Origin of the sequence: Brakhagea baltica (assembly GCF_052161605.1) — a bacterium.
GTDB lineage: Bacteria > Planctomycetota > Planctomycetia > Pirellulales > Pirellulaceae > JBKCUI01.
This window is the reverse complement of sequence record NZ_CP197409.1, coordinates 467,325-486,271: the sequence shown is the minus strand read 5'-3', so window position 1 is coordinate 486,271 and position 18,947 is coordinate 467,325. Positions and strand designations below refer to the sequence as shown.

Annotated in this window: 13 protein-coding genes; 8 read left to right on the top strand and 5 right to left on the bottom strand. The window is 53.0% G+C overall.

Features of this window, described 5'->3' with window-relative positions; translation table 11 throughout:
• The first annotated feature begins 108 nt into the window (after positions 1-108).
• The 6 genes from SH449x_RS01915 to SH449x_RS01890 all read left to right on the top strand — a co-directional run bounded on the left by SH449x_RS01915 (position 109) and on the right by SH449x_RS01890 (position 10,374).
• Positions 109-2,616 carry a PSD1 and planctomycete cytochrome C domain-containing protein gene (locus SH449x_RS01915; protein ID WP_482379628.1) on the top strand — a complete coding sequence of 836 codons (2,508 nt, stop codon included), beginning with the start codon at positions 109-111 and terminating at the stop codon, positions 2,614-2,616.
• A gap of 17 nt (positions 2,617-2,633) precedes the next feature.
• Positions 2,634-4,073, top strand: a complete 1,440-nt coding sequence (locus tag SH449x_RS01910) for a DUF1501 domain-containing protein (protein ID WP_482379627.1) — start codon at positions 2,634-2,636, stop codon at positions 4,071-4,073.
• Between the two features lie 5 nt (positions 4,074-4,078).
• Entirely contained in the window at positions 4,079-5,500 is a 1,422-nt protein-coding gene (locus SH449x_RS01905; RefSeq protein WP_482379626.1) for a sodium:solute symporter family transporter, read from the top strand.
• Positions 5,501-5,873: 373 nt separating this feature from the next.
• Positions 5,874-7,463: an amidophosphoribosyltransferase gene (locus SH449x_RS01900; protein ID WP_482379625.1), complete on the top strand. Its 1,590-nt coding sequence runs from the start codon at positions 5,874-5,876 to the stop codon at positions 7,461-7,463.
• 56 nt (positions 7,464-7,519) lie between these two features.
• The gene (locus tag SH449x_RS01895; protein ID WP_482379624.1) at positions 7,520-8,497 is read left to right on the top strand and encodes a bifunctional riboflavin kinase/FAD synthetase; all 978 of its coding nucleotides are present in this window, start codon (positions 7,520-7,522) and stop codon (positions 8,495-8,497) included.
• On the top strand, positions 8,494-10,374 hold the full coding sequence (locus SH449x_RS01890; protein ID WP_482379623.1) for a MutS-related protein: 1,881 nt from the start codon (positions 8,494-8,496) through the stop codon (positions 10,372-10,374). Before SH449x_RS01895 ends, SH449x_RS01890 begins: the two co-directional genes overlap by 4 nt.
• A 101-nt stretch (positions 10,375-10,475) precedes the next feature.
• Here SH449x_RS01890 and SH449x_RS01885 read toward each other — a convergent pair whose 3' ends face one another.
• From SH449x_RS01885 to SH449x_RS01875, 3 genes are all read right to left on the bottom strand, one after another.
• Positions 10,476-11,987, bottom strand: coding sequence for a DUF1501 domain-containing protein (locus tag SH449x_RS01885; RefSeq protein ID WP_482379622.1), 1,512 nt, complete (start codon positions 11,985-11,987; stop codon positions 10,476-10,478).
• Positions 11,988-11,999: 12 nt separating this feature from the next.
• Entirely contained in the window at positions 12,000-14,777 is a 2,778-nt protein-coding gene (locus SH449x_RS01880; RefSeq protein WP_482379621.1) for a PSD1 and planctomycete cytochrome C domain-containing protein, read from the bottom strand.
• Positions 14,778-14,976: 199 nt separating this feature from the next.
• Positions 14,977-15,186, bottom strand: a complete 210-nt coding sequence (locus tag SH449x_RS01875) for a carbon storage regulator (RefSeq protein ID WP_482379620.1) — start codon at positions 15,184-15,186, stop codon at positions 14,977-14,979.
• A gap of 203 nt (positions 15,187-15,389) precedes the next feature.
• Between SH449x_RS01875 and SH449x_RS01870 the strand changes: the two genes are divergently transcribed.
• Entirely contained in the window at positions 15,390-16,148 is a 759-nt protein-coding gene (locus tag SH449x_RS01870) for a phytanoyl-CoA dioxygenase family protein (RefSeq protein ID WP_482379619.1), read from the top strand.
• Here the strand turns inward: SH449x_RS01870 and SH449x_RS01865 are convergent, their stop codons facing one another.
• Together SH449x_RS01865 and SH449x_RS01860 are read right to left on the bottom strand one after the other, a co-directional pair.
• Positions 16,149-16,448 (bottom strand): DUF1330 domain-containing protein, encoded by a 300-nt coding sequence (locus SH449x_RS01865; RefSeq protein ID WP_482379618.1) that lies wholly within the window; start codon positions 16,446-16,448, stop codon positions 16,149-16,151.
• A gap of 8 nt (positions 16,449-16,456) precedes the next feature.
• A complete protein-coding gene (locus SH449x_RS01860; RefSeq protein ID WP_482379617.1) occupies positions 16,457-17,677 on the bottom strand; it encodes a helix-turn-helix domain-containing protein in 1,221 nt (406 codons plus the stop codon).
• Between the two features lie 286 nt (positions 17,678-17,963).
• Between SH449x_RS01860 and SH449x_RS01855 the strand changes: the two genes are divergently transcribed.
• Entirely contained in the window at positions 17,964-18,941 is a 978-nt protein-coding gene (locus SH449x_RS01855) for an ABC transporter ATP-binding protein (protein ID WP_482379616.1), read from the top strand.
• The last annotated feature ends 6 nt before the right edge of the window (positions 18,942-18,947 follow it).

The window sequence follows — 18,947 nt, the reverse complement described above, 5'->3', positions numbered from 1 at the left end:
TAATTTAACGCATGGCGTGCGGATTACTTCGTTACAACAGACCGTTGAGATATCCTGCATGGCGAAATCCTACCACACCCCTTCCCACCTTTAAATAAGCGAACTGCGATGTCTGCCTTTTGGAATGGCATGATGACAAGAACGACTCCAGCGGTTTTGATCGTTGCCGCTTTCTTTGTGGGCTCAGTGTTGCCATTCAGCCCCCGAGGTGGCAACGCGGATCTCAGTGCTCGAGAGTTGAAGGGTGAAACAGACGATCCGGAGCAAGTTGATGACGAGCCCATCGATTTTGCCCGTGAAATCCGTCCTATTCTGGCCAAGCACTGTTACTCGTGCCACGGCGTGGACACCAAGGAGTCGGGATTAGCACTTCACGACTTTGAGTTCGCAACAGCCGAAACCGATAGCGGCACTCGCGCCATCGTTCCTGGAGAGCCAGACGCGAGCGAGATGATTGCTCGTATCACTGCCGACGACCATTCGATCAGAATGCCCCCCGAAGGTGAGGGGCTTTCTGCCTCCCAAGTCGAAAAGATTCAACGTTGGATCCGATCTGGTGCCGAATATACGGCCCACTGGGCGTTTCTCCCGCTATCCGATCCTTCAGTACCGGAAATTCCAGGAGTCGCATCGACCGGCAATCCGATCGATGCCTTTATCGATGACAAGCTTCACAAAAAGGGAATGGCTCGTTCGTCAGTTGCCGAACCGCGTGAGCTACTGCGTCGTTTGTACTTTGATCTTATCGGAGTACCGCCCGATAAAGCGACTGCGGATCGTTTCGCAAATGACCCGTCCAGGGCAGCGTACGAAAAAATCGTAGATGACCTTTTGGCAGATAAGCGATTCGGTGAACGAATGGCTCGCGGGTGGCTGGATGTCGTTCGCTATGCCGAAACCAACAGCTTTGAGCGAGATGGCGAAAAGCCTAATGCGTACAAATATCGCGACTATGTGATCAGTGCCTTCAACAACGATAAGCCTTACGATCAATTCCTTCGTGAGCAAATCGCTGGCGACGAACTACCCGAGCGCAGTCCAGAGACGCTGACGGCAACCGGATTCTACCGGCTAGGAATTTGGGATGATGAACCAGCTGACCCAGCACAAGCTCGGATGGACGAGTTCGACGATCTCGTGACTACCATCGGACAAGGCCTCATGGGGCTCACGATGAATTGTGCCCGTTGCCACGACCACAAGATCGATCCGATTCCACAAAAAGATTATTATCAACTCGTCGCCTTCTTGCGCGATGTGACATCGTACGGAAATCGTGGAGACCAGCGAACCAATTCCCAGATTCTGATCACCACTCCAGAACAAGTAGAAAAGACGAGGGCTTTGAGGTCGACAATCCGGCGAGCCGAACGACGCATGCGTGACTTGGAAGAACTCGGTATCCAAAAGATGAACGAGGTAGATAAAGTTGCTGCCAAGAGTCCAGACCGCAACAAAGTGGTAGACGCCAAGCTGCAAAGTCACATATCCGAACAAGAGTATTCCGAATATCAACGCTTAAAGTCTGAGCTCGAAACAACCCGAAAAGAACTAGATTCCATGCCGGTCGATGCCAGGCTAGGGCTCGCGAAATGCGAAGTCAGTCCACCGACGACGCACGTCCTGCTACGGGGATCTCCGGAGGCACTCGGTGTCGAGGTGGAACCAGCTTACCCTGCAATCTTCGGCGAGGATGCACCAATCATCCCCGAACCGCAACCGGATCAGAAATCCGCAGGCCGACGGTTGGTGCTCGCCAATTGGCTAACACAACCAGAGAATCGGTTAGTGAGTCGCGTCATCGTCAATCGACTTTGGCAGCATCACTTTGGCCGTGGAATCGTTCGCTCGGCGAACAACTTTGGTCAAATGGGAGACGTTCCCACGCATCCGGAGCTGCTCGACTTCTTAGCTCGTGAACTAGTTCGCAAAAATTGGAGTCTAAAAGCGATTCACCGCCTGATGGTGACCAGCGAAACGTACCGTCAGAGCTCTCGTGGTACACCTGAATCTATCGCAGCGGACCCGGAGAACGATCTTTTTGCTCGCTTTAACACGAGACGACTCAGCGCCGAAGAAATCCGTGACACAGTCTTGGCAGTTACCGGTCGTATCAACTACAGCATGTATGGTCCGAGCATCTATCCCGATGTCTCGGACGATGTTAAGGCAGGACAAAGCGTTCCCGGTTCGGGGTGGAGAAAATCGAGCGAAGATGAGCAAGCTCGCAGGAGCATCTATATCCACATTAAGCGTTCCCTTGTGCCTCCAGAGCTTTCTGTTTTTGACTATCCAGAAACAGACGTGACCTGCGAAGCCCGCTTTTTGACCACCCAAGCCGCTCAGGCACTCAACATGATGAACGGACAGTTTCTACAAAAACATTCAACCCACCTGGCCCGTTTCGCACACGAGTCGGTCGGAGATTCATTGGAGGATCAGCTCCGATTCACGATTGAAAACATGTATTCTCGCCCCGCAACAGACGAAGAAGTCGAAAGAGCGATCGCGCGAATCAAGCTGCTTCAGACGAAGTTTGCACTGACCGAACGACAGGCGTTTCGCGAGTACTGTGTGGTGCTGTTCAACTCCAACGAATTCGTTTATCTCGATTGAGGAAGGAAGATCGAATCATGACCAAAAGAAACTTTTGTGGACGAACACGCCGCGAGTTCTTGTGGCAGTCGGGCTGCGGGTTTGGCGGAGCAGCTTTGGCATCGCTTCTTGCAGGAGACGGTTTTTTCTCAAGGGCTAATGCTGATCAAATACCCTCGCCGCACGCGTTTCTACCTCCGACAGCAGCCAAGGCCAAGTCGGTCATCTTCCTGTTTATGTACGGTGGCCCGAGCCAGATCGATACGTTCGATTACAAACCAAACATGGTGGGGATGGACAACAAGACCATCGCTGTGAAGACGTTCGGTCGTGGCGGACATAGAAACGAAGGACGTATCGTCGAGCCTCGGTGGAAATTCAAACAATACGGAGAATGCGGAAAATGGGTCAGCGACCTATTCCCGAATCTCGCCCACCGAGTCGACGACATTGCCTTTATCCATTCCATGACCGCCGATTCTCCGATTCACGGCTCGGCCATGCTGATGATGAACTCAGGCAAGATCCTGAGTGGTTCGCCATCGCTCGGGTCCTGGATCAACTATGGCTTGGGAACGGTAAACGAAAATTTACCTGGTTACGTCGTCATGCTCGACCCAAAGGGTGGACCGATCAGCGGTGCCAAAAACTGGTCGAGCGGCTACATGCCTGCAAACTACGCCGGTACCATCGTGCGTGCGAAAGGGACACCGTTGTTGGATCTGCAAGCTCCCGAGGGCGTATCGCGAGAACTGCAACGAGAGTTACTCGATGCCATCAAGGAGAATAACGTCGCTCACTTGAGTGCTCGCACCAATCAAGACGAACTCGCAGCCAGAATTTCGAGCTACGAGTTAGCCTTTAAGATGCAGCAATCGGCCCCTGAGTTGGTCGACATCAGCGATGAGACTCAAGATACGCTGGACCTGTATGGTATCGGGAATCCAAAAACCGACGATTTCGGACGGCGATGTTTGATGGCAAGACGGATGGTCGAACGAGGAGTTCGGTTCATCCAGTTGTATTCTGGCGGTGCCCACAATGACGACAATTGGGACGCGCACGGCGATCTCGAGACCAACCACAATTTGCATGCAGGCAGAACGGACAAGCCGATTGCTGGGCTATTGCAAGACCTAAAGCGAACCGGTTTGCTCGACAGCACCCTGATTGTTTGGGGTGGTGAGTTTGGCCGACAGCCTGTCGCCGAATATCAGGCTTCAACGGGGCGTGATCACAATTCCTATGGGTTCACTATGTGGATGGCAGGAGGTGGCATCAAGGGTGGAACCACGGTGGGAGCCACCGATGAATTGGGAGCGGCAGCTACAGAACGCCCTCTGCACGTCAAGAATCTACATGCGACCGTTCTTCACCAAATGGGAATCGATCCTAACAAGCTATCGTATTTTTATAGCGGTTTGGATCAAAAACTGGTCGGCGTCGAACACGTTGAGCCGATCAAGGAATTGATTTAGCGAGAATGTTTCTCGCGTCGACCATCGCTTTGTTCGTTGGGCTCGTCTGGATTGCGATCGCCTCGTCTCGACGCGTGTCCTCGGTGAATGATTTCGTTCTAGCGGGGCAGAGCATCGGAGTCGTTGCAGGGACAGGGGCATTAGTTGCAACATGGTATGGTGCAGAGTCCTTGTTAACGTTATCTGACGAGGTGGCGCGCGGCGGCCTGAAAGCGATTTGGATCGATCCCGTTGGGATCGCTCTATGTTTAGTTCTCGTCGGGTTGTTTGTCGTCCCACGGTTATATCACTTGGATATCACGACAGTAGGCGATGTGTTTCGTCAAGCGGCTGGCGGGAACGCAGAACGGCTTGCGTCACTTGTCATCGTGCCGAGTTATTTTGGATGGATTGCCGCTCAGCTGATCGCAGCCAGCATGATGCTGCGATTGTTCGTAGGGGGCGATATCGTCTTTTGGACGATCGTGGTATCGAGTGTGGCCTTTATTCTCTGCATTTTTGGGGGCGGCAGTGGAGTTGCCGTTGCCAATGCAGCATCGATGCTGGTCATTGGGCTCGGGCTCATTGCCATGGTGGCTTTAATCGTCAAAGCCGGAGTCATTTTTGAGTCAGATAGCTGGCAAGTAAGTAGTTTGATCCCTAGTGAAAACTTGGAATTGCTCGACCGAGAGGCCTCTTCGCCATGGATGCAAATGCTTGGAGCATTGGCCGTCGGATCGATCGGAAACATACCGGCAATTGAACTGGTGCAGCGCATTAGATCTTCGCGGAGCATGAGTGCCGCTCGTTGGTCTTGTTTGTTGGCAGCGGGTATCTACTTAGCGATGGGATGTGTTCCGGTGCTGTGCGGAATTGCGTTTTTGGGTTTCGGTTATCGCATGGATGACGACATCCAGGTCTTGAGTCATTTAGCCAAGCTACACATGCCCGTTTTGGGGGCACTAGCATTGTTTCTCGCCATTCTGGCAACGATCCTCACAACACTAATGAGTGCGATATCGGCACCAGCGACCATGCTGGGGATCAATGTGATCGAGCCCTTGTGGGAGCGTTTTCGTCGACGACCGATGACCGAGGAGAATCGAATAAGGCTTCAGAAATGGTCGATCGGGATCATGCTAGCAGGTGGTATGGGGTTCGCGTGGAGTGGCGAGACTGCGTTTGAGTTAGTGCGAGACTCATACGGAATGCTATTAGCGGCGATAGTCGTACCGTTCATGGCCATCCTGATGGAGCGAGAGCGAGTCAGCCGTGCTGGTGTATTAGCAACGATCATCTTTGGGACGTTGATGTGGGGCGTACATTGGTGGTTTGGTTGGGAATCGCTTGGCGGCGCTCGGGGGGAATCCCTCCTAGCCATTCCTCATGAGCTAGGAGCATGTGTCCTGTCTCTCGCGTTGTACATGGTAGTTCGTTTTAAAAGATGAAATCCAAAGAACGTCGTGCCATCAAGTGACCCGCGAGTACAGCGAGAGGGCAGAGTTTAACGCAAAAGCGAGGGGGGATAGATACGAGGGCCGTTTCATTCGTCTCCAAACACTAAGAGGCACTCAAATCGCATCTGGGGAGCCAACCAAGCTTTTACCCCTAATCAACGCCCCATCAGAAATGAGACGCGTTTTCGGGAAGAAACGCACAAAAGCATGAATTTGACGCTTCCCTCCTCCTCCCTCTCGAGAAATCAAATCTCGACAGAACCGCTTATCTTCGTTAAGATTCGGTCCTGCGGATTTAGCGGCGAAATCCCGCTGGTTTCTCTTAAGGTCCGAGCCGAACACCCTCGTTGAGACGATTATTTTTATGAGCGAACTGCACCATGAATGCGGTGTTGCGGCAATTTACCACCTCCCAACGGGCGAAGAGAGCCGATTAGTACCAGATGGCGGGCGAAACGCCATTTCCTATCTGCTCCCCAGGATGCTCCAGGATATCCAGAACCGCGGCCAGCTAGCCGCTGGAATGACGAGCTATAATCCTGAACGCCCACTGATTCTAGACACCATGAAAGACATCGGTACCGTCGCCGAAGTTTTCCGTTTGTCTCATCGTGGCAAGAGCGAGGCCATCATGGAGGCATACGCCGGGAACGCGGCGATCGGTCACGTTCGCTACGCAACGTGCGGACAAGACGACAAGAGTTACGCCCAACCTTTTGAACGGCAACATATCCACAAGAACAAGTGGTTTAGTTTCTGCTTTAACGGTCAATTGGCCAACTACACAGAGCTCCGCGATCGGCTGCTCAAAGAAGGGGAACATCACCTCGCCCGTGATACCGACACGGAGATTATTTTGCATGAGATTGGACGGGAACTCACAATCTCCCCAAACCGCTCCCTGATCGATGTCTTCGCAGCTGCTTCGAAAAACTTCGATGGTGCCTACTCGATCGCTGTACTGAATGCCAAGGGAGAATTACTGGTCGCGAGAGACCCGCTAGGAATCAAGCCTCTTTGCTACGCCATCGATGGTGCCCTGTTCGCCGCAGCGAGCGAAAGTGTTGCTCTTTTAAACTTGGGGTTTGATCGCGACTCAATCAAATCGGTTCAGCCCGGGCACGCCATTTTGGTTAGTCCCGAGGGAATCAAGATTGAGAAATACTACGATGTTCAGCCCCCTGCCCACTGTTTCTTCGAGTGGATTTATTTCGCAAACGTCGCGAGCACTTTGGATGAACGAAGCGTTTACCTCTCTCGCACTCGACTCGGAGAAGAGCTCGCTCGGCTCGAGTTGGCTCGCAACCAATTCCCTCTCGACAACGACACCATTGTCGTTCCTGTTCCAGACACCAGCAAAGCTGCTGCCGATGCCATGGCCTACCGCATGCGAATACCTTGCCGCGAAGGTCTGATCCGCAATCGCTACAGTGGGCGAACCTTTATCGAGGGTGGGCGCGCTCGAAAAGCAAAAGCCTCGAGCAAGTACACACCGCTTCGCGAAGTTCTCGATGGCAAACGAGTCATCCTCGTAGAAGATTCCATCGTCCGCTCCACAACGATGAAAGTATTGCTGAACCGCATTCGTGATCTAGGAGGTGCGAAAGAAATTCACGTCCGTGTCGCTTGCCCGCCGATTGTGGCACCCTGTTTCTACGGGATCGATATGTCCACTATCGACGAACTCTTTGCTCCCAAGTTCCTTGAGAATGGCATATTGACCGAAGCGAGCCAAGACCGCATGGCGGAACAACTCGGCTGTGATTCGCTACGCTACCTGCCAATCGAATCGATCGCGCGGGCTATTGATTTACCGTCCAACCATCTCTGCCAAGCGTGCATCACGGGCCAGTACCCAACCCCCGTTGGTCAGCAACTGTACCAAATCGCGCAGGCGAATCATCGGGACGGCAAAGGAGATTCGCGAACCTACGAGCTACATTCGGTGGTCTAGTCGTCGAAAGTATCGGGACAGTTCAGGAAATACGTGGTGCGAGAAAGTTGAAAGCAATGGCGGCAGCATGGTTCCCCTTGATTCCCGCATCTGCCCTGGGAGGTGCGGTAGCCATCGGAAATTTTGATGGTGTTCATCGTGGGCATCTCACGCTGTTGAGCAAGTTAAAGCAGCTTGCCAAACAAGTTAGCGGTCCAGCGGTCATCGTCACGTTTGATCCACCCCCGGTCAAAATTCTGGCTCCCGACAAAGTCCCACCCGCGCTTACCACCATCCGTCGCAGAGTCGAGCTTCTCCAAGCAGCGGGAGCCGACCATGTCGTCGTGCTGAATACGAATGCTGAGCTTCTGCGACTATGCCCTACGGACTTCTTTGAACAGCTGTTAGTAAATGGCTTGCATGCGAAGGGTATCGTCGAAGGTCCTAATTTTCAGTTCGGAAAGGATCGACAGGGAAATGTCGATGTGCTCGGGGCGCTATGCGAAAAGCAAAACATCGCATTCCAAATAGTGGAGCCGGAACTGACCGGTGCCGAATGGGTCTCCAGCACCCGGATTCGTCAAAATATTGATGCCGGAAACATAGAACTAGCGAATCAGCTGCTCTCCAGCCCCTACCGGATTTCGGGAATCGTCGCCCACGGTGCTCAGCGAGGCAGAACGATTGGTTTTCCCACGGCAAATCTAGTCGCTATCCCGGTCCAAATACCCAGCGTCGGAGTCTACGCCGCACGGTTAGTACGGTTGGTTCGTCCCAGTGGCGAAACAGATGATGGCATGGATTCTCCAGTCGCCAAAGCCGTGGCACTGCACATCGGTCCCAATCCTACGTTCGGCGAGGATGCCAGAAAAGTCGAAGCTCACATTATTGACTATTCCGGAGATCTCTATGACTGCGAGGTCGAACTCGAGATTCTAAGTCGCGTTCGCGGCGTGCATAAATTTGAGTCTCTCGAGGCCTTGAAGACACAATTGCATCAAGACATCAACACCGTAACTACCTTCGTGACGCAAGGCGCACCAATACAAACGTGATTCATCCTAGCCCCACAATTCCGGCCACGGAAGCTTACCGCCAAAAGGTTGCCGAAATCGATTCGAAAACAGCGGAATCGCAAGCCAAATCGAAACAGTTGGTTCGCTTGCGGCTTGCAACTGGTCTGCCAGGATTACTGTTGATCGGATTCGGAGTATTCGACTCTGCTGTAGGTAGCTGGGCATGGCAGTTGGGTTTGGTGTTAATGGTCGCATTCCTGGCGTTTGCAACTTGGTATGAATACCTCCAATGGATGATCTCGCGTGGAAATTCTCAGAAATATGGCTTTCTGCGTTTAATCGCGAGATGCGAACGAGATTGGGAAAGGCTCCCCGAGTTGCCTACTGAACAAGAATGTGCACCGTACCAGAGCGATTGGACTCGCGATCTAGATCTGTTTGGCAATAGAAGTCTTTTTCGTTGGTTTTCATTGGCCATGTCTCAGACCGGGGCTAAGACCATTGCCAAATGGATGACCGAGTGGGCACCGCCATCGATCATCCAGGAACGACAGGCGGCTGTGCAGGAGCTCGCGTTACAGAGGGAATGGCGATTGGGCTTCTACGAAATAGCCTGTGCTTCTAGAAATCAATCCACGACCCCAGAGGCTATCCTCGACTGGGCTCGCAGCCGTGATCACTACACAGGTCGAGAATGGCAATACTACGTTACGTTGCTCGGTCCAGCTTTGGTTCCGTTAGGGTTGGTGATTTTACTAGCGAGTGTTTTTGCAGAGATCGGCACCGGACAAGCGATTGGGCTTGGAATACTATTGGCAGGTTTAGGCTTGAACCTGCTGATATCCATGGTTGCCATCGGCCCGATCCACGATTTGTTTCATCGTCTCGGATCGGCCAACCGAGAACTGCAAACACTGATCGATTGGTTGTCCACCATCGTTTCGCTAGAACCAAAGTCGGCCAAGTTAACGAAACTTCGGCACAAGCTTGCCAATGACTCCTACAACGCTGTCCGGTCGATCGGAGACTTACAGAGATTGATGAGCTTGGCTGGCATGCAACGCAGCCCGCTGTTCTTTATTCCTTATGTTGTGTTGCAGATTCTTTTGCTTTGGGATGTACGAATCCTCAAGCGGCTCGAAAAATGGAAAGCGAGCCATGGCGAACGGGTCGATGAGTGGATCGACACCCTCGGCGAGATGGAGGCTTTGGTCAGCGCGGCAACTTTGGCGGACGAGTACGATCAATGGACCTTTCCAAAAATGGAAAGCCGAGGTGCATTACTCGCGGTTCATCAAGTTGCACACCCTCTTTTAAAAGATACGCAGCGCGTACCCAATGATTTACAGATCACAGACGATAAGCGACTTTTGTTGGTGACCGGTAGCAACATGGCAGGCAAATCCACATTGCTGCGATCTATTGGAGTTAATTCGGTTTTAGCGAGACTCGGTGCTCCCGTCTGCGCGGGAAACTGGCGAAGCGAGTCGTTCGAGATCGCGACCAGCATCCGGGTTCATGATTCCTTGCAGGATGGCGTATCGTTCTTTATGGCAGAACTAAAACGCCTGAGAGCTGTGGTCGATCAAGCTCAAAGAGAATCAGGGCCATCTGGAAAACGGATGCTCGTATTGTTAGATGAAATCCTACAAGGTACGAATTCGCGAGAACGCCAAATTGCCGTGGATTCCGTTCTGAAGAAACTCGTGGACATGGATGCGATTGTGCTATCGAGTACGCACGATCTCGAGTTGGCATCCAACGAAAAAATGCAGCGCAGTGCTCAGATTGTTCACTTTCGTGAGTATTTCGAAACGGTCGAGGGTAAGCAGGTCATGCGGTTCGATTACGTCATGAGGGCAGGAGTTACCCCGACAACCAACGCACTGAAATTGCTAGAGATGGTCGGGCTCTGATCGTAGTATTTCGATCGAAAAGTATTAGCACGAGCCCAATGGCGACTCAACGTTCCGAGCCTGTGACTGTGAGTTGGGGTTTATTTGCCTCTGCCGACCGGTCAAGCCAAAATCTCTTGGATCACGCGGGCGTTGGGATTCTCTACCAGGGATAGCTTCTGCGTGCCGACGTCAAAGTGCAACTCCTTCGCATCGAGCCCAAAGCGATCCAGCACGGTTGCTAACCAATCGTGGTGCGTGACGAGATCCTTCACCGCATAGTGGGAAAACTCGTCGGTCTCGCCATGCACGTACCCCGATTTGATTCCAGCTCCTGCAACCCACATGCTGAATCCATAGGTGTTGTGGTCGCGTCCCACATTCTTTAGCTCGGTATCACCAACGGGTACCTGGATCGTTGGCAACCTGCCCATCTCTCCTCCCCAATGAACAAGGGTGCTATCGAGCAAGCCACGCTGTTTGAGATCCGTAATCAAAGCTGCGGCTGGTTGATCGATCTCTCGGCATCGAGCCGGGAGCTCGGTCGCAATCGAGGAATGATGGTCCCAGGATTGCCCATTGTTGAATATCTGAACGAATCGCACTCCTCGTTCCACCAATCGTCGCGCGATCAAGCAACGCGTGCCGTAATCCCGCGTGGTGTCGTTGTTAACGCCATACATTTCCAGCGTTTCGGCGGTCTCAGACGATATGTCAAAGGCTTCGCGAGCGGACAGTTGCATGCGAGCAGCTAACTGATAGCTCGCGATACGAGCTGTTAGGTCTGTATTGCCAGGAAACTGCACAGCATGTTGGCGATTGAACTCTTCCAAGAATCGCAACTGCTCTGCTTGGGCTGCACCACGCAGATGGGGCGGCGGATTCAAATTGAACATGCGAGGCTCGGTCGGGCGAACCACAGTTCCCTGATAAAGTGACGGAAGCCCACCATTGGTCCAACTATCCCCACCGCAAATAGGAAGCCCCCACGGGTGGGTCAATGCTACATAAGCCGGCAATTCCTGAGACTCACTCCCGAGAGCATAGGTCAACCAGCTTCCCAGCGTCGCACGCCCACCTGCGATCCCACCGGTATTCATGGCGAAGAAACCAGGAAAGTGATTGTTGACTGCGGAATGCATAGATCGGATGAGGGTAATCTCGTCCGCTATACCAGCCAGGTGAGGCATCAACTCCGAAATCTCCATTCCGCATTCACCGCGCGGTTTGAACTCCCACTGAGGTGCCATAATTTGCCGGCTAGCCTGTGCAGCATTATCGAATTGGATGTTCCCCTCGAATTGCTGGCCATGACGCTTCACGAGCTCGGGTTTAGGATCAAACAAATCGATCTGACTCGGGCCCCCCATCATAAACATGGAGATCATCGCTTTGGCGCGAGCCGGTTCCGGTGGATCCTTGGGAAGTAGATCGTAAACCGGTGTTTCCAATGCAGGCTTCTTTAGCGCGGCGGCGTCTTGGGCTAGCAATCCATCCTGCTTGAGCAACATGGCAGCAGCTACCGATCCCAAACCAAACGCGGACGATTGCAACCAATGGCGGCGGGAGCACAGCCGCCCCATCCCGTCCCTATGCGAATCTATACTGCCGGGCCTTTGAAACGAATGACTCATGAGGAATGCTCCTTACTCCAAATACAAAAATCGATTGGAAGCCATCAACATTTGGCAAAAACTAGCCAGCCCGCGTCGCTCCGGTGCATCTGGCTGTTCCTGAATCGTCTGCTGCCACTTCTCGTCCGGATCTTGACGAAACAACTCCGCCTGGTTTCTTATAAAGTCGAGACTTGCAGCGAGTTCCGCGGGATTGGGCTGACTGGAAAGTGCCAACTGAAAAGCATGGTCGATACGCTCTTCGAGAGAGGCGGTACCGGACCAAAGACGGTCCGACATGCGTTGGGCGGCGTCGACCACCCAAGCGTCATTCATCAGCAGCAACGCTTGAGGCGTTACGGTTGAAACGCTACGTTGTTGACAATTCGGCTTCATCTCGGGCAAATCAAAAGTCTGCAAGAGATTCAATTGCAAGGATCGCTGCGAACTCAGATAAATACTGCGACGATTCCCTTCCTCGCCAGGGTCTTTGATTCCAGCGAACAATCCATCCCTAAGGATACGAGAGCCGATCACCGCCTTGCCCTCGTCGTCCTCGGCGATGGGAACGCTCGGGCCTCCGATGTTGATGTTTAACTTACCACTGATCGAAAGGATCGCGTCTCGAACCGCTTCCGCATCCAATCTTCTGATTGACATCCGAGCTAGGAAGTGATTTTCTGGATCCTCTGACCAGCTCTTGGTGGCATCAGGATCGCTTGGATTCTCGATTTTTGCTGCCGAGGAATGTTGCCGAAAGGTCTTCGTATGCACAATTTGTCGGTGTAGCCATTTCAAGCTCCAACCGTTTGCCATGAATTCGTGAGCCAGATAATCAAGCAGTTCTGGGTGGTTTGGTGGTTGTCCGTTGAGTCCAAACTCGCCAGGCGTTCGAACCAAACCGGAACCGAAGTGATGCTGCCAGACGCGATTCACGATGACTCTCGCAACCAAAGGATGCGATCCATCTGTTAAATGCTCCGCATAAGCCAACCTCCGCTTCTCGCTAGGAATCGTTGTCGGCGCTGACTCCGCATCGCGATTCTTGAGGAGAACCTCTAGCTCACTCGGTTCGACCTCGTGCTGCGGAGATTCTGGATTGCCTCGAAAGAAAACAAAACTCTTGTTGGTGGTAGCTTGATCCTGGGCCGACATCACCAATCGAGCAAGCGGCTTGCTATCTCGAATCTCTTGCACTTTCTTTTCTTCTTCTTGGAACGCACGGTGCGAGGGGCCATCGTATTCGACCAATTGACCAACGATCCAATCAATGGTGCGAACCTTTGGGTGAGCTTCGAGTAACGCTTTCTGCTCATCCGTTTGATCTTTGACCGGTGTGTTGACAGCTGCCCGCAAAGCGTCTCGAACGTCTTCGGGAGCTGCGTTGATCTCTCGATCTTGGATGGTTTGGCAATGGGCTCGTCGGCGTGCATTGATATCTTCTTGGAGGGCGACCGCTTGCGCCTCGATATCGGCTCGTTCGGCTTTGGTGGCGTCATTGGTCAGATCCACCAAGCGCTGGCTCGGCTGCTTCCATTGTTGCAAGGGCATCGTTGGATCGAAGATAGCCCGCAATTTGTAATAATCGTCGATGGAAATCGGATCGTAGCGATGGTCGTGGCATTGGGCGCAGGCGACCGAGAGTCCAAGGACGGAGGAGGTTACCGTTTGGATCGTGTCCGCAACCGCTTGATTGCGAATCATGATGGTATTTTCCGTCTCGGACAAATCGGGGGCCATTTGCAAGAAGCCTGTTGCTGCCATGAGGCGAGCATGCTCATCGCTATTGGAATCGACAGCCCCATCGATCATTTGATCTCCGGCGATTTGTTCTTTGAGGAATTGGCTATAGGGGATGTCGCGGTTCAGCGCATCTACGACGTAATCGCGATACCGCCACGCGTGAGGCCGAACGCGATCGTTGAGGATCTGTCCCTCGCTTTCCGAATAACCCGCCACATCAAGCCAGTGTCGAGCCCAACGAACACCGTATTGCGGTGATTCCAATAATCGATCGACTACTTTATGGAAAGCTTCAGGGCTATCGTCCGACAGAAATCCCTCCAGCTCATCTCGAGTGGGTGGTAATCCAGTCAAATTGAAACTGACTCGACGGAGTAACGTTGTCCGATCAGCAGGCGATACCAAGGAAAAGCCATGCTGCGATGCCGTGTCCGTTACCAATCGATCGATCTCATTCGAAAAGCTCAGCGGGCTAAGAAAGCTTTCTTCTCGGCTTTCGACGATCTGTGCGGGCAATCGAATGGGCTGAAAAGCCCAGTGGCTTAACTCTTCCTCGGTGAATCGTACTTCAGCAGGATCGTCAGGCTCGGGTCTGGCGGTTTTGGCTCCTCGGTGCAGCCAATTGCTAATATGCTGCTTCTCTTCTGAAGACAGTTTCTTCGGGCCAGGGGGCATATCATCCGAAAGAATTTTCTCGAGGAGCAAGGACTCGTTGGGGTGTTCTAGCGAAAGAGCGGGACCGGAATCTCCGCCCTCAAGCATGAGTCGCACCAGTCGGAGATCGAGGCTCCCTCCTTTTTCCGGTTCTTCGCCATGACAGAGAAAGCAATGCACTTTGAGGATCGGTCGGACATCTTTTTCGAAGTATGAATCTGCCTCGGTTGTCTCTGCGTAGGAATCGCTGGGAGTGAGCGAAGCTCGTTGGGCGTAGGCGCTGGAATACCCCCCGCATGCCCCGGTCAGGACTGTCGCGAATAACGCGAAAGACACCATTGACACTCGTCGATGTGAAGCAGGCTTAGATAATTCGATTCGGTTCCGCAACTTTCTGCGTCGTTCATGACACATGAGCAGGCACCTTCGGAGGAAGACAGGGAGGGATAGTTATGGCGGGAGGCGAACGGCCTGCTTGTTTCTTCAGGAACAACGCTCCAATCAATTGGGCAGGCTGGGACGTCCTTTCGAACGTCCCGTGTACATTATAGCAAGAGAAGTGTCGCCGTGTAACGATCGGTTTGCGGCGAGAATACCGGCCTAAGATGGAGCATTAACAAGCCACCAGCATACCGTCCTCGACTTCGATCTCGATGGTTTGCGTTGTGTGTTGCTTTTCTCTCAACTCTCCTCGCAAAATTCTCACGGAAGCGGGGGCTTCGATCCCGAGGGTGACTCGGTTACCGTTTATCTTGACGACCTCGACAGTGATGTTGCCGTCGATTACCACTTTGTCACCAACTTTTCGGCTTAGTACTAGCATTTTGCTTGATCCTCAAGGTTTCGTGGATGCGGCATGCGGGAAAAGGGTTGGGATGCCGCGTCCCAACATGACTATTTATCAGCAGGGCAGTGACACGTACGGTCACAGGGAAGTATCATTTGCCGGTTTCCGACGAAAATCTTCTAAAATGAGGATTTCCTCGATGCGCCTTGGCTTTGATGCCTTACTTGGAGAACCCACAAATGCCGAACATGCAGATTGCCACCCAAGGCCTCGAGCGAGACGGCTATTTGCTCATGCCCGCTGCGGTCGGGGGAGAATCGGTCGAACAGTTGCGAGATATATTCGAAGAGGTATTTGCTGAAGAGTCCGGCTCGATACTGGCTCGATCCAGTCGGGGGCACGTTTATGCTGCAAGGAACCTCATTGACTCCATTCCTGAAGTCGTAGAGGTTTGGCAAACTGGGCCGATGGCAAATCTGCTTCGCAGCCAACTCGGTGAGACATTCGGGTTGGTCAGAGCGTTGTTTTTTGATAAGCCCCCCGAGAGAACTTGGAGTCTCCCCTGGCACAAAGATACCTCTATAGCAGTGCTGCAAAACGACCTACCATCTACGCAATTCTCAAGAGCTACGCTCAAAGCAGGAGTGCCACATGTGATTGCCCCGGATGAGGTGCTCAAGTCGATGTTGACCTTGCGAATCCATTTAGATGAAGTCACCGATGAGAACGGTCCATTGCGTGTGATCCCCGGATCCCATGTTTCGTCGGATAGCGATGGAGTGGGGGCGGAAAAGGCTGTCACGATTTTCGCAGATGCCGGTGACGTTTTGGCCATGCGACCATTGATTAGCCACTCGAGTGGATCATCTAGGGAAGGTACAAAGCTTCATCGCAGAATTCTGCACCTGGAGTTCGCTGCAAGCGATTTTCTACCCGATGGATATCAATGGCATCGATTCGTACGGCCGACCGCCAACAAGAATCAACAACCGCGCTGATCAGCTTTCGCTTTCGTAGCCTGGCATAATGATAAGGTCAATTTCACCAGCTTGGTCGAGATGCGACTTGGCGGCTTGGTACTCGGGGCTTTCGTAACAGGCCAGTGCTGTCTCATAATCTGGGAACTCGAGCACAACGTTATGTTGCCTAGGGACTCCTTTGACAACCTTTCCGGCTGGCCCTCGCACGATAAAATTCCCGTGAAACTTGGCGAATGCGATACCGTTTAGCTCACGATATCGCGCATAGGCTTCCTCGTTGGAAACATCGACCCGTGCAATCCAATATCCTTTTGGCATAGCTGAGACTAATTACGACCGATCGCGTTGACGAGTGCATTGGTTATGCCCGTCGCGATACCGTTTTGGCCGTCATAGCCCCACAGGTTTCTTGCAAGATCTGAAACCAAAACACCACAGATGCACATGATGGTAAGGATGCTCAGCAGCAGTGCAATGTCGAAGCCGCTATAGGGTGTTTCGGGCACCGCTCGGTAGCCTGCTCCTGCCACGGCCCCGGTAGCGACCATTGCCGCGTCGTCATCAAAGCCGCCCCCAGCCGCGTCCCCTTCCATGACTGCACCGCCGTCGAAGCCACCGACTGCGGGCATGCCGCCGAATTCGGCAGAATCTTCTAGCTCAATAACTTGTGACCCGCTGTCGTCGTCAGCTTCAATACCGCCCGAAGGTGTTAACTGAAACTCTTCGCCATCGGAGAAGTCGACCAAAGCTCCACTTCCTAGGCCGCTGATTCCGCTTCCAACGCCAGACTGCGAACCAGAACCGCCAGCGATCTCTGCTCCTAAATCCAGTCCCGAGATTCCCGTCCCAGCCAGATCGAGTGGTTCTTCCTCAAGCGACAATCCGCTGTCGGACGGACTCATTAGGTTAATACCGCTTTCTGCAGCGAGGCCCACTCCGGAATCGGAGCCGAGGACTAACTCATCTTCGTCGTCGTCGGCCAGCTCCAATTCGGAACCAATGCCGCCACCTGATCCGATTCCAGACGATCCAGGCTTTACATCCGAGCCCAAGCTGATTCCAGAATCTGGCATCAAATTAAGGTCGCTGTCGCCGGAGCCTCCAGACAGTTGCAGATCCGATCCGAGATCCAACTCAGATCCCTTGCCCGAACTTGGTTCACCAGACAATTTTAGGTCGGAGATCGATCCGAGGTTGAGGTTGCTGTCTTCGTTCGAAGAAACCAGACGTATTCCGCTACCGCTGCCCGGGTCCGCCACCAATTTGACATCGCTCCCCACGCCGACATCGCTGACCCCTGCCCCAGAATTTGTGCCAGGTTTTGCGGGCTCCCTTTCGGAGATCAGAATAGATGAGCCGCCAGCATCTTCGTCCATGACTTCGCCTGCAAGTTCTGCGCGAACTCGGTCAATCTCCTCTGCCTTAAACTTCCAAGATGTACCGTCGCGATATCCGAAAATTTCACCGCGAGATCTCATCTCAACGAGCTCCTCAGAGGAAACTCCTAGGATTTTTGCAGCATCATCGAGGGTTACGTAATTAGCCATGCCAAGTTCACTCTTGGGGGAATTGTGCGAAAAGGTTCCTATCAGACTAGTTGCCCAGCAGTCGTTATTCTAGAGTTTTCTGAACGACAAATGGTAGGAAATTTCCTCAATTGTACCGATTGTGAGGCAGCCCAGGTGAGGAGTTCCCAATTTCCCCGCCTCCCTGACGAATCTTGGGCGTTCACCCGTTACCGACGTGGTGAAACATCCCTACAATCCTCGGATATCCCTGGGGCGTTGCAAAAATAGCGTCCCTGAAGACCTATAGACATTTGGCAAATCACTTATGGCGACCGCGATTCACGTCGAGCAGCTCACCAAGAGCTACACAGAAGGCTTGCTCTTTCGAAAACGACATCACGCCTTGCGCGGTGTGTCGCTGGAGGTCAAGCCTGGCGAAGTCTTCGGGTTACTCGGTCCAAACGGGGCTGGAAAAACCACCCTAATTAAGATTTTGCTTGGAATTCTTCATGCGAATCAGGGCAAAGCGACCGTGCTAGATCTCAGTGCTGGCAGCAAAGCGGCTAGGCGAAAAATCGGCTACCTGCCGGAGAATCTGATCTTTCCCCGGCATCACACGGGACGTAGCGCTCTCTATTTCTATGGCCGCCTCAGCGAATTGAGCGATTCGGAAATTCGCCGCAAGGAGGACGAACTCTTCCAGCTTGTCGATTTAACCGGCCGCCAAAACGAGGCGGTGCGAAGGTATTCGAAGGGGATGCGACAGCGGCTCGGGCTGGCTCAAGCTATGCTGCACGACCCCGATCTACTGATCATGGATGAGCCGACCGATGGGCTCGATCCAATGGGTCGGTCACAAATCAGGGACCTGCTAACCAAACTCAAAGAGCGTGGAAAAACGGTTTTTCTCAACTCCCACATCCTTCAAGAGGTCGAGCTCATTTGCGATCGGGTCGCAATCATGGCCCTTGGAGAAATTCGAGGAACGGGAACGATCGACGATTTGATCATGCAGAATCCCCTCGCAAAGGAAGGGACGGTCAGCCTCACCCTGCGATGCTCCGAGGAGCAAATTAAAGAGCTCGAGCAACATTGGAGATGTACCTCCGTTCGGAGAGTTCCGGCCCCCGATGAAGAATACAAACTGGATTTAGCCGCACCGCACCAGGCGGACGTCGACCAGATCATCGACTGGTTGCGAGCTAGGCAGGTCAGTGTGGTCCGGCTCGAGAGGTACCGCCCCAGCTTGGAACAAGTCTTCATGAGCATCGTGGGTTCCGTTCCTGCACACTCGACAAACTAAGCATAC

Coding starts and splice junctions, on each gene's coding strand:
- SH449x_RS01910 (WP_482379627.1), top strand. CDS start 2,634: ATGACCAAAAGAAACTTTTGTGGACGAACACGCCGCGAGTTCTTGTGG.
- SH449x_RS01875 (WP_482379620.1), bottom strand. CDS start 15,186: ATGCTAGTACTAAGCCGAAAAGTTGGTGACAAAGTGGTAATCGACGGC.
- SH449x_RS01915 (WP_482379628.1), top strand. CDS start 109: ATGTCTGCCTTTTGGAATGGCATGATGACAAGAACGACTCCAGCGGTT.
- SH449x_RS01860 (WP_482379617.1), bottom strand. CDS start 17,677: ATGGCTAATTACGTAACCCTCGATGATGCTGCAAAAATCCTAGGAGTT.
- SH449x_RS01880 (WP_482379621.1), bottom strand. CDS start 14,777: ATGTGTCATGAACGACGCAGAAAGTTGCGGAACCGAATCGAATTATCT.
- SH449x_RS01895 (WP_482379624.1), top strand. CDS start 7,520: ATGGCGGCAGCATGGTTCCCCTTGATTCCCGCATCTGCCCTGGGAGGT.
- SH449x_RS01905 (WP_482379626.1), top strand. CDS start 4,079: ATGTTTCTCGCGTCGACCATCGCTTTGTTCGTTGGGCTCGTCTGGATT.
- SH449x_RS01900 (WP_482379625.1), top strand. CDS start 5,874: ATGAGCGAACTGCACCATGAATGCGGTGTTGCGGCAATTTACCACCTC.
- SH449x_RS01855 (WP_482379616.1), top strand. CDS start 17,964: ATGGCGACCGCGATTCACGTCGAGCAGCTCACCAAGAGCTACACAGAA.
- SH449x_RS01865 (WP_482379618.1), bottom strand. CDS start 16,448: ATGCCAAAAGGATATTGGATTGCACGGGTCGATGTTTCCAACGAGGAA.
- SH449x_RS01885 (WP_482379622.1), bottom strand. CDS start 11,987: ATGAGTCATTCGTTTCAAAGGCCCGGCAGTATAGATTCGCATAGGGAC.
- SH449x_RS01870 (WP_482379619.1), top strand. CDS start 15,390: ATGCCGAACATGCAGATTGCCACCCAAGGCCTCGAGCGAGACGGCTAT.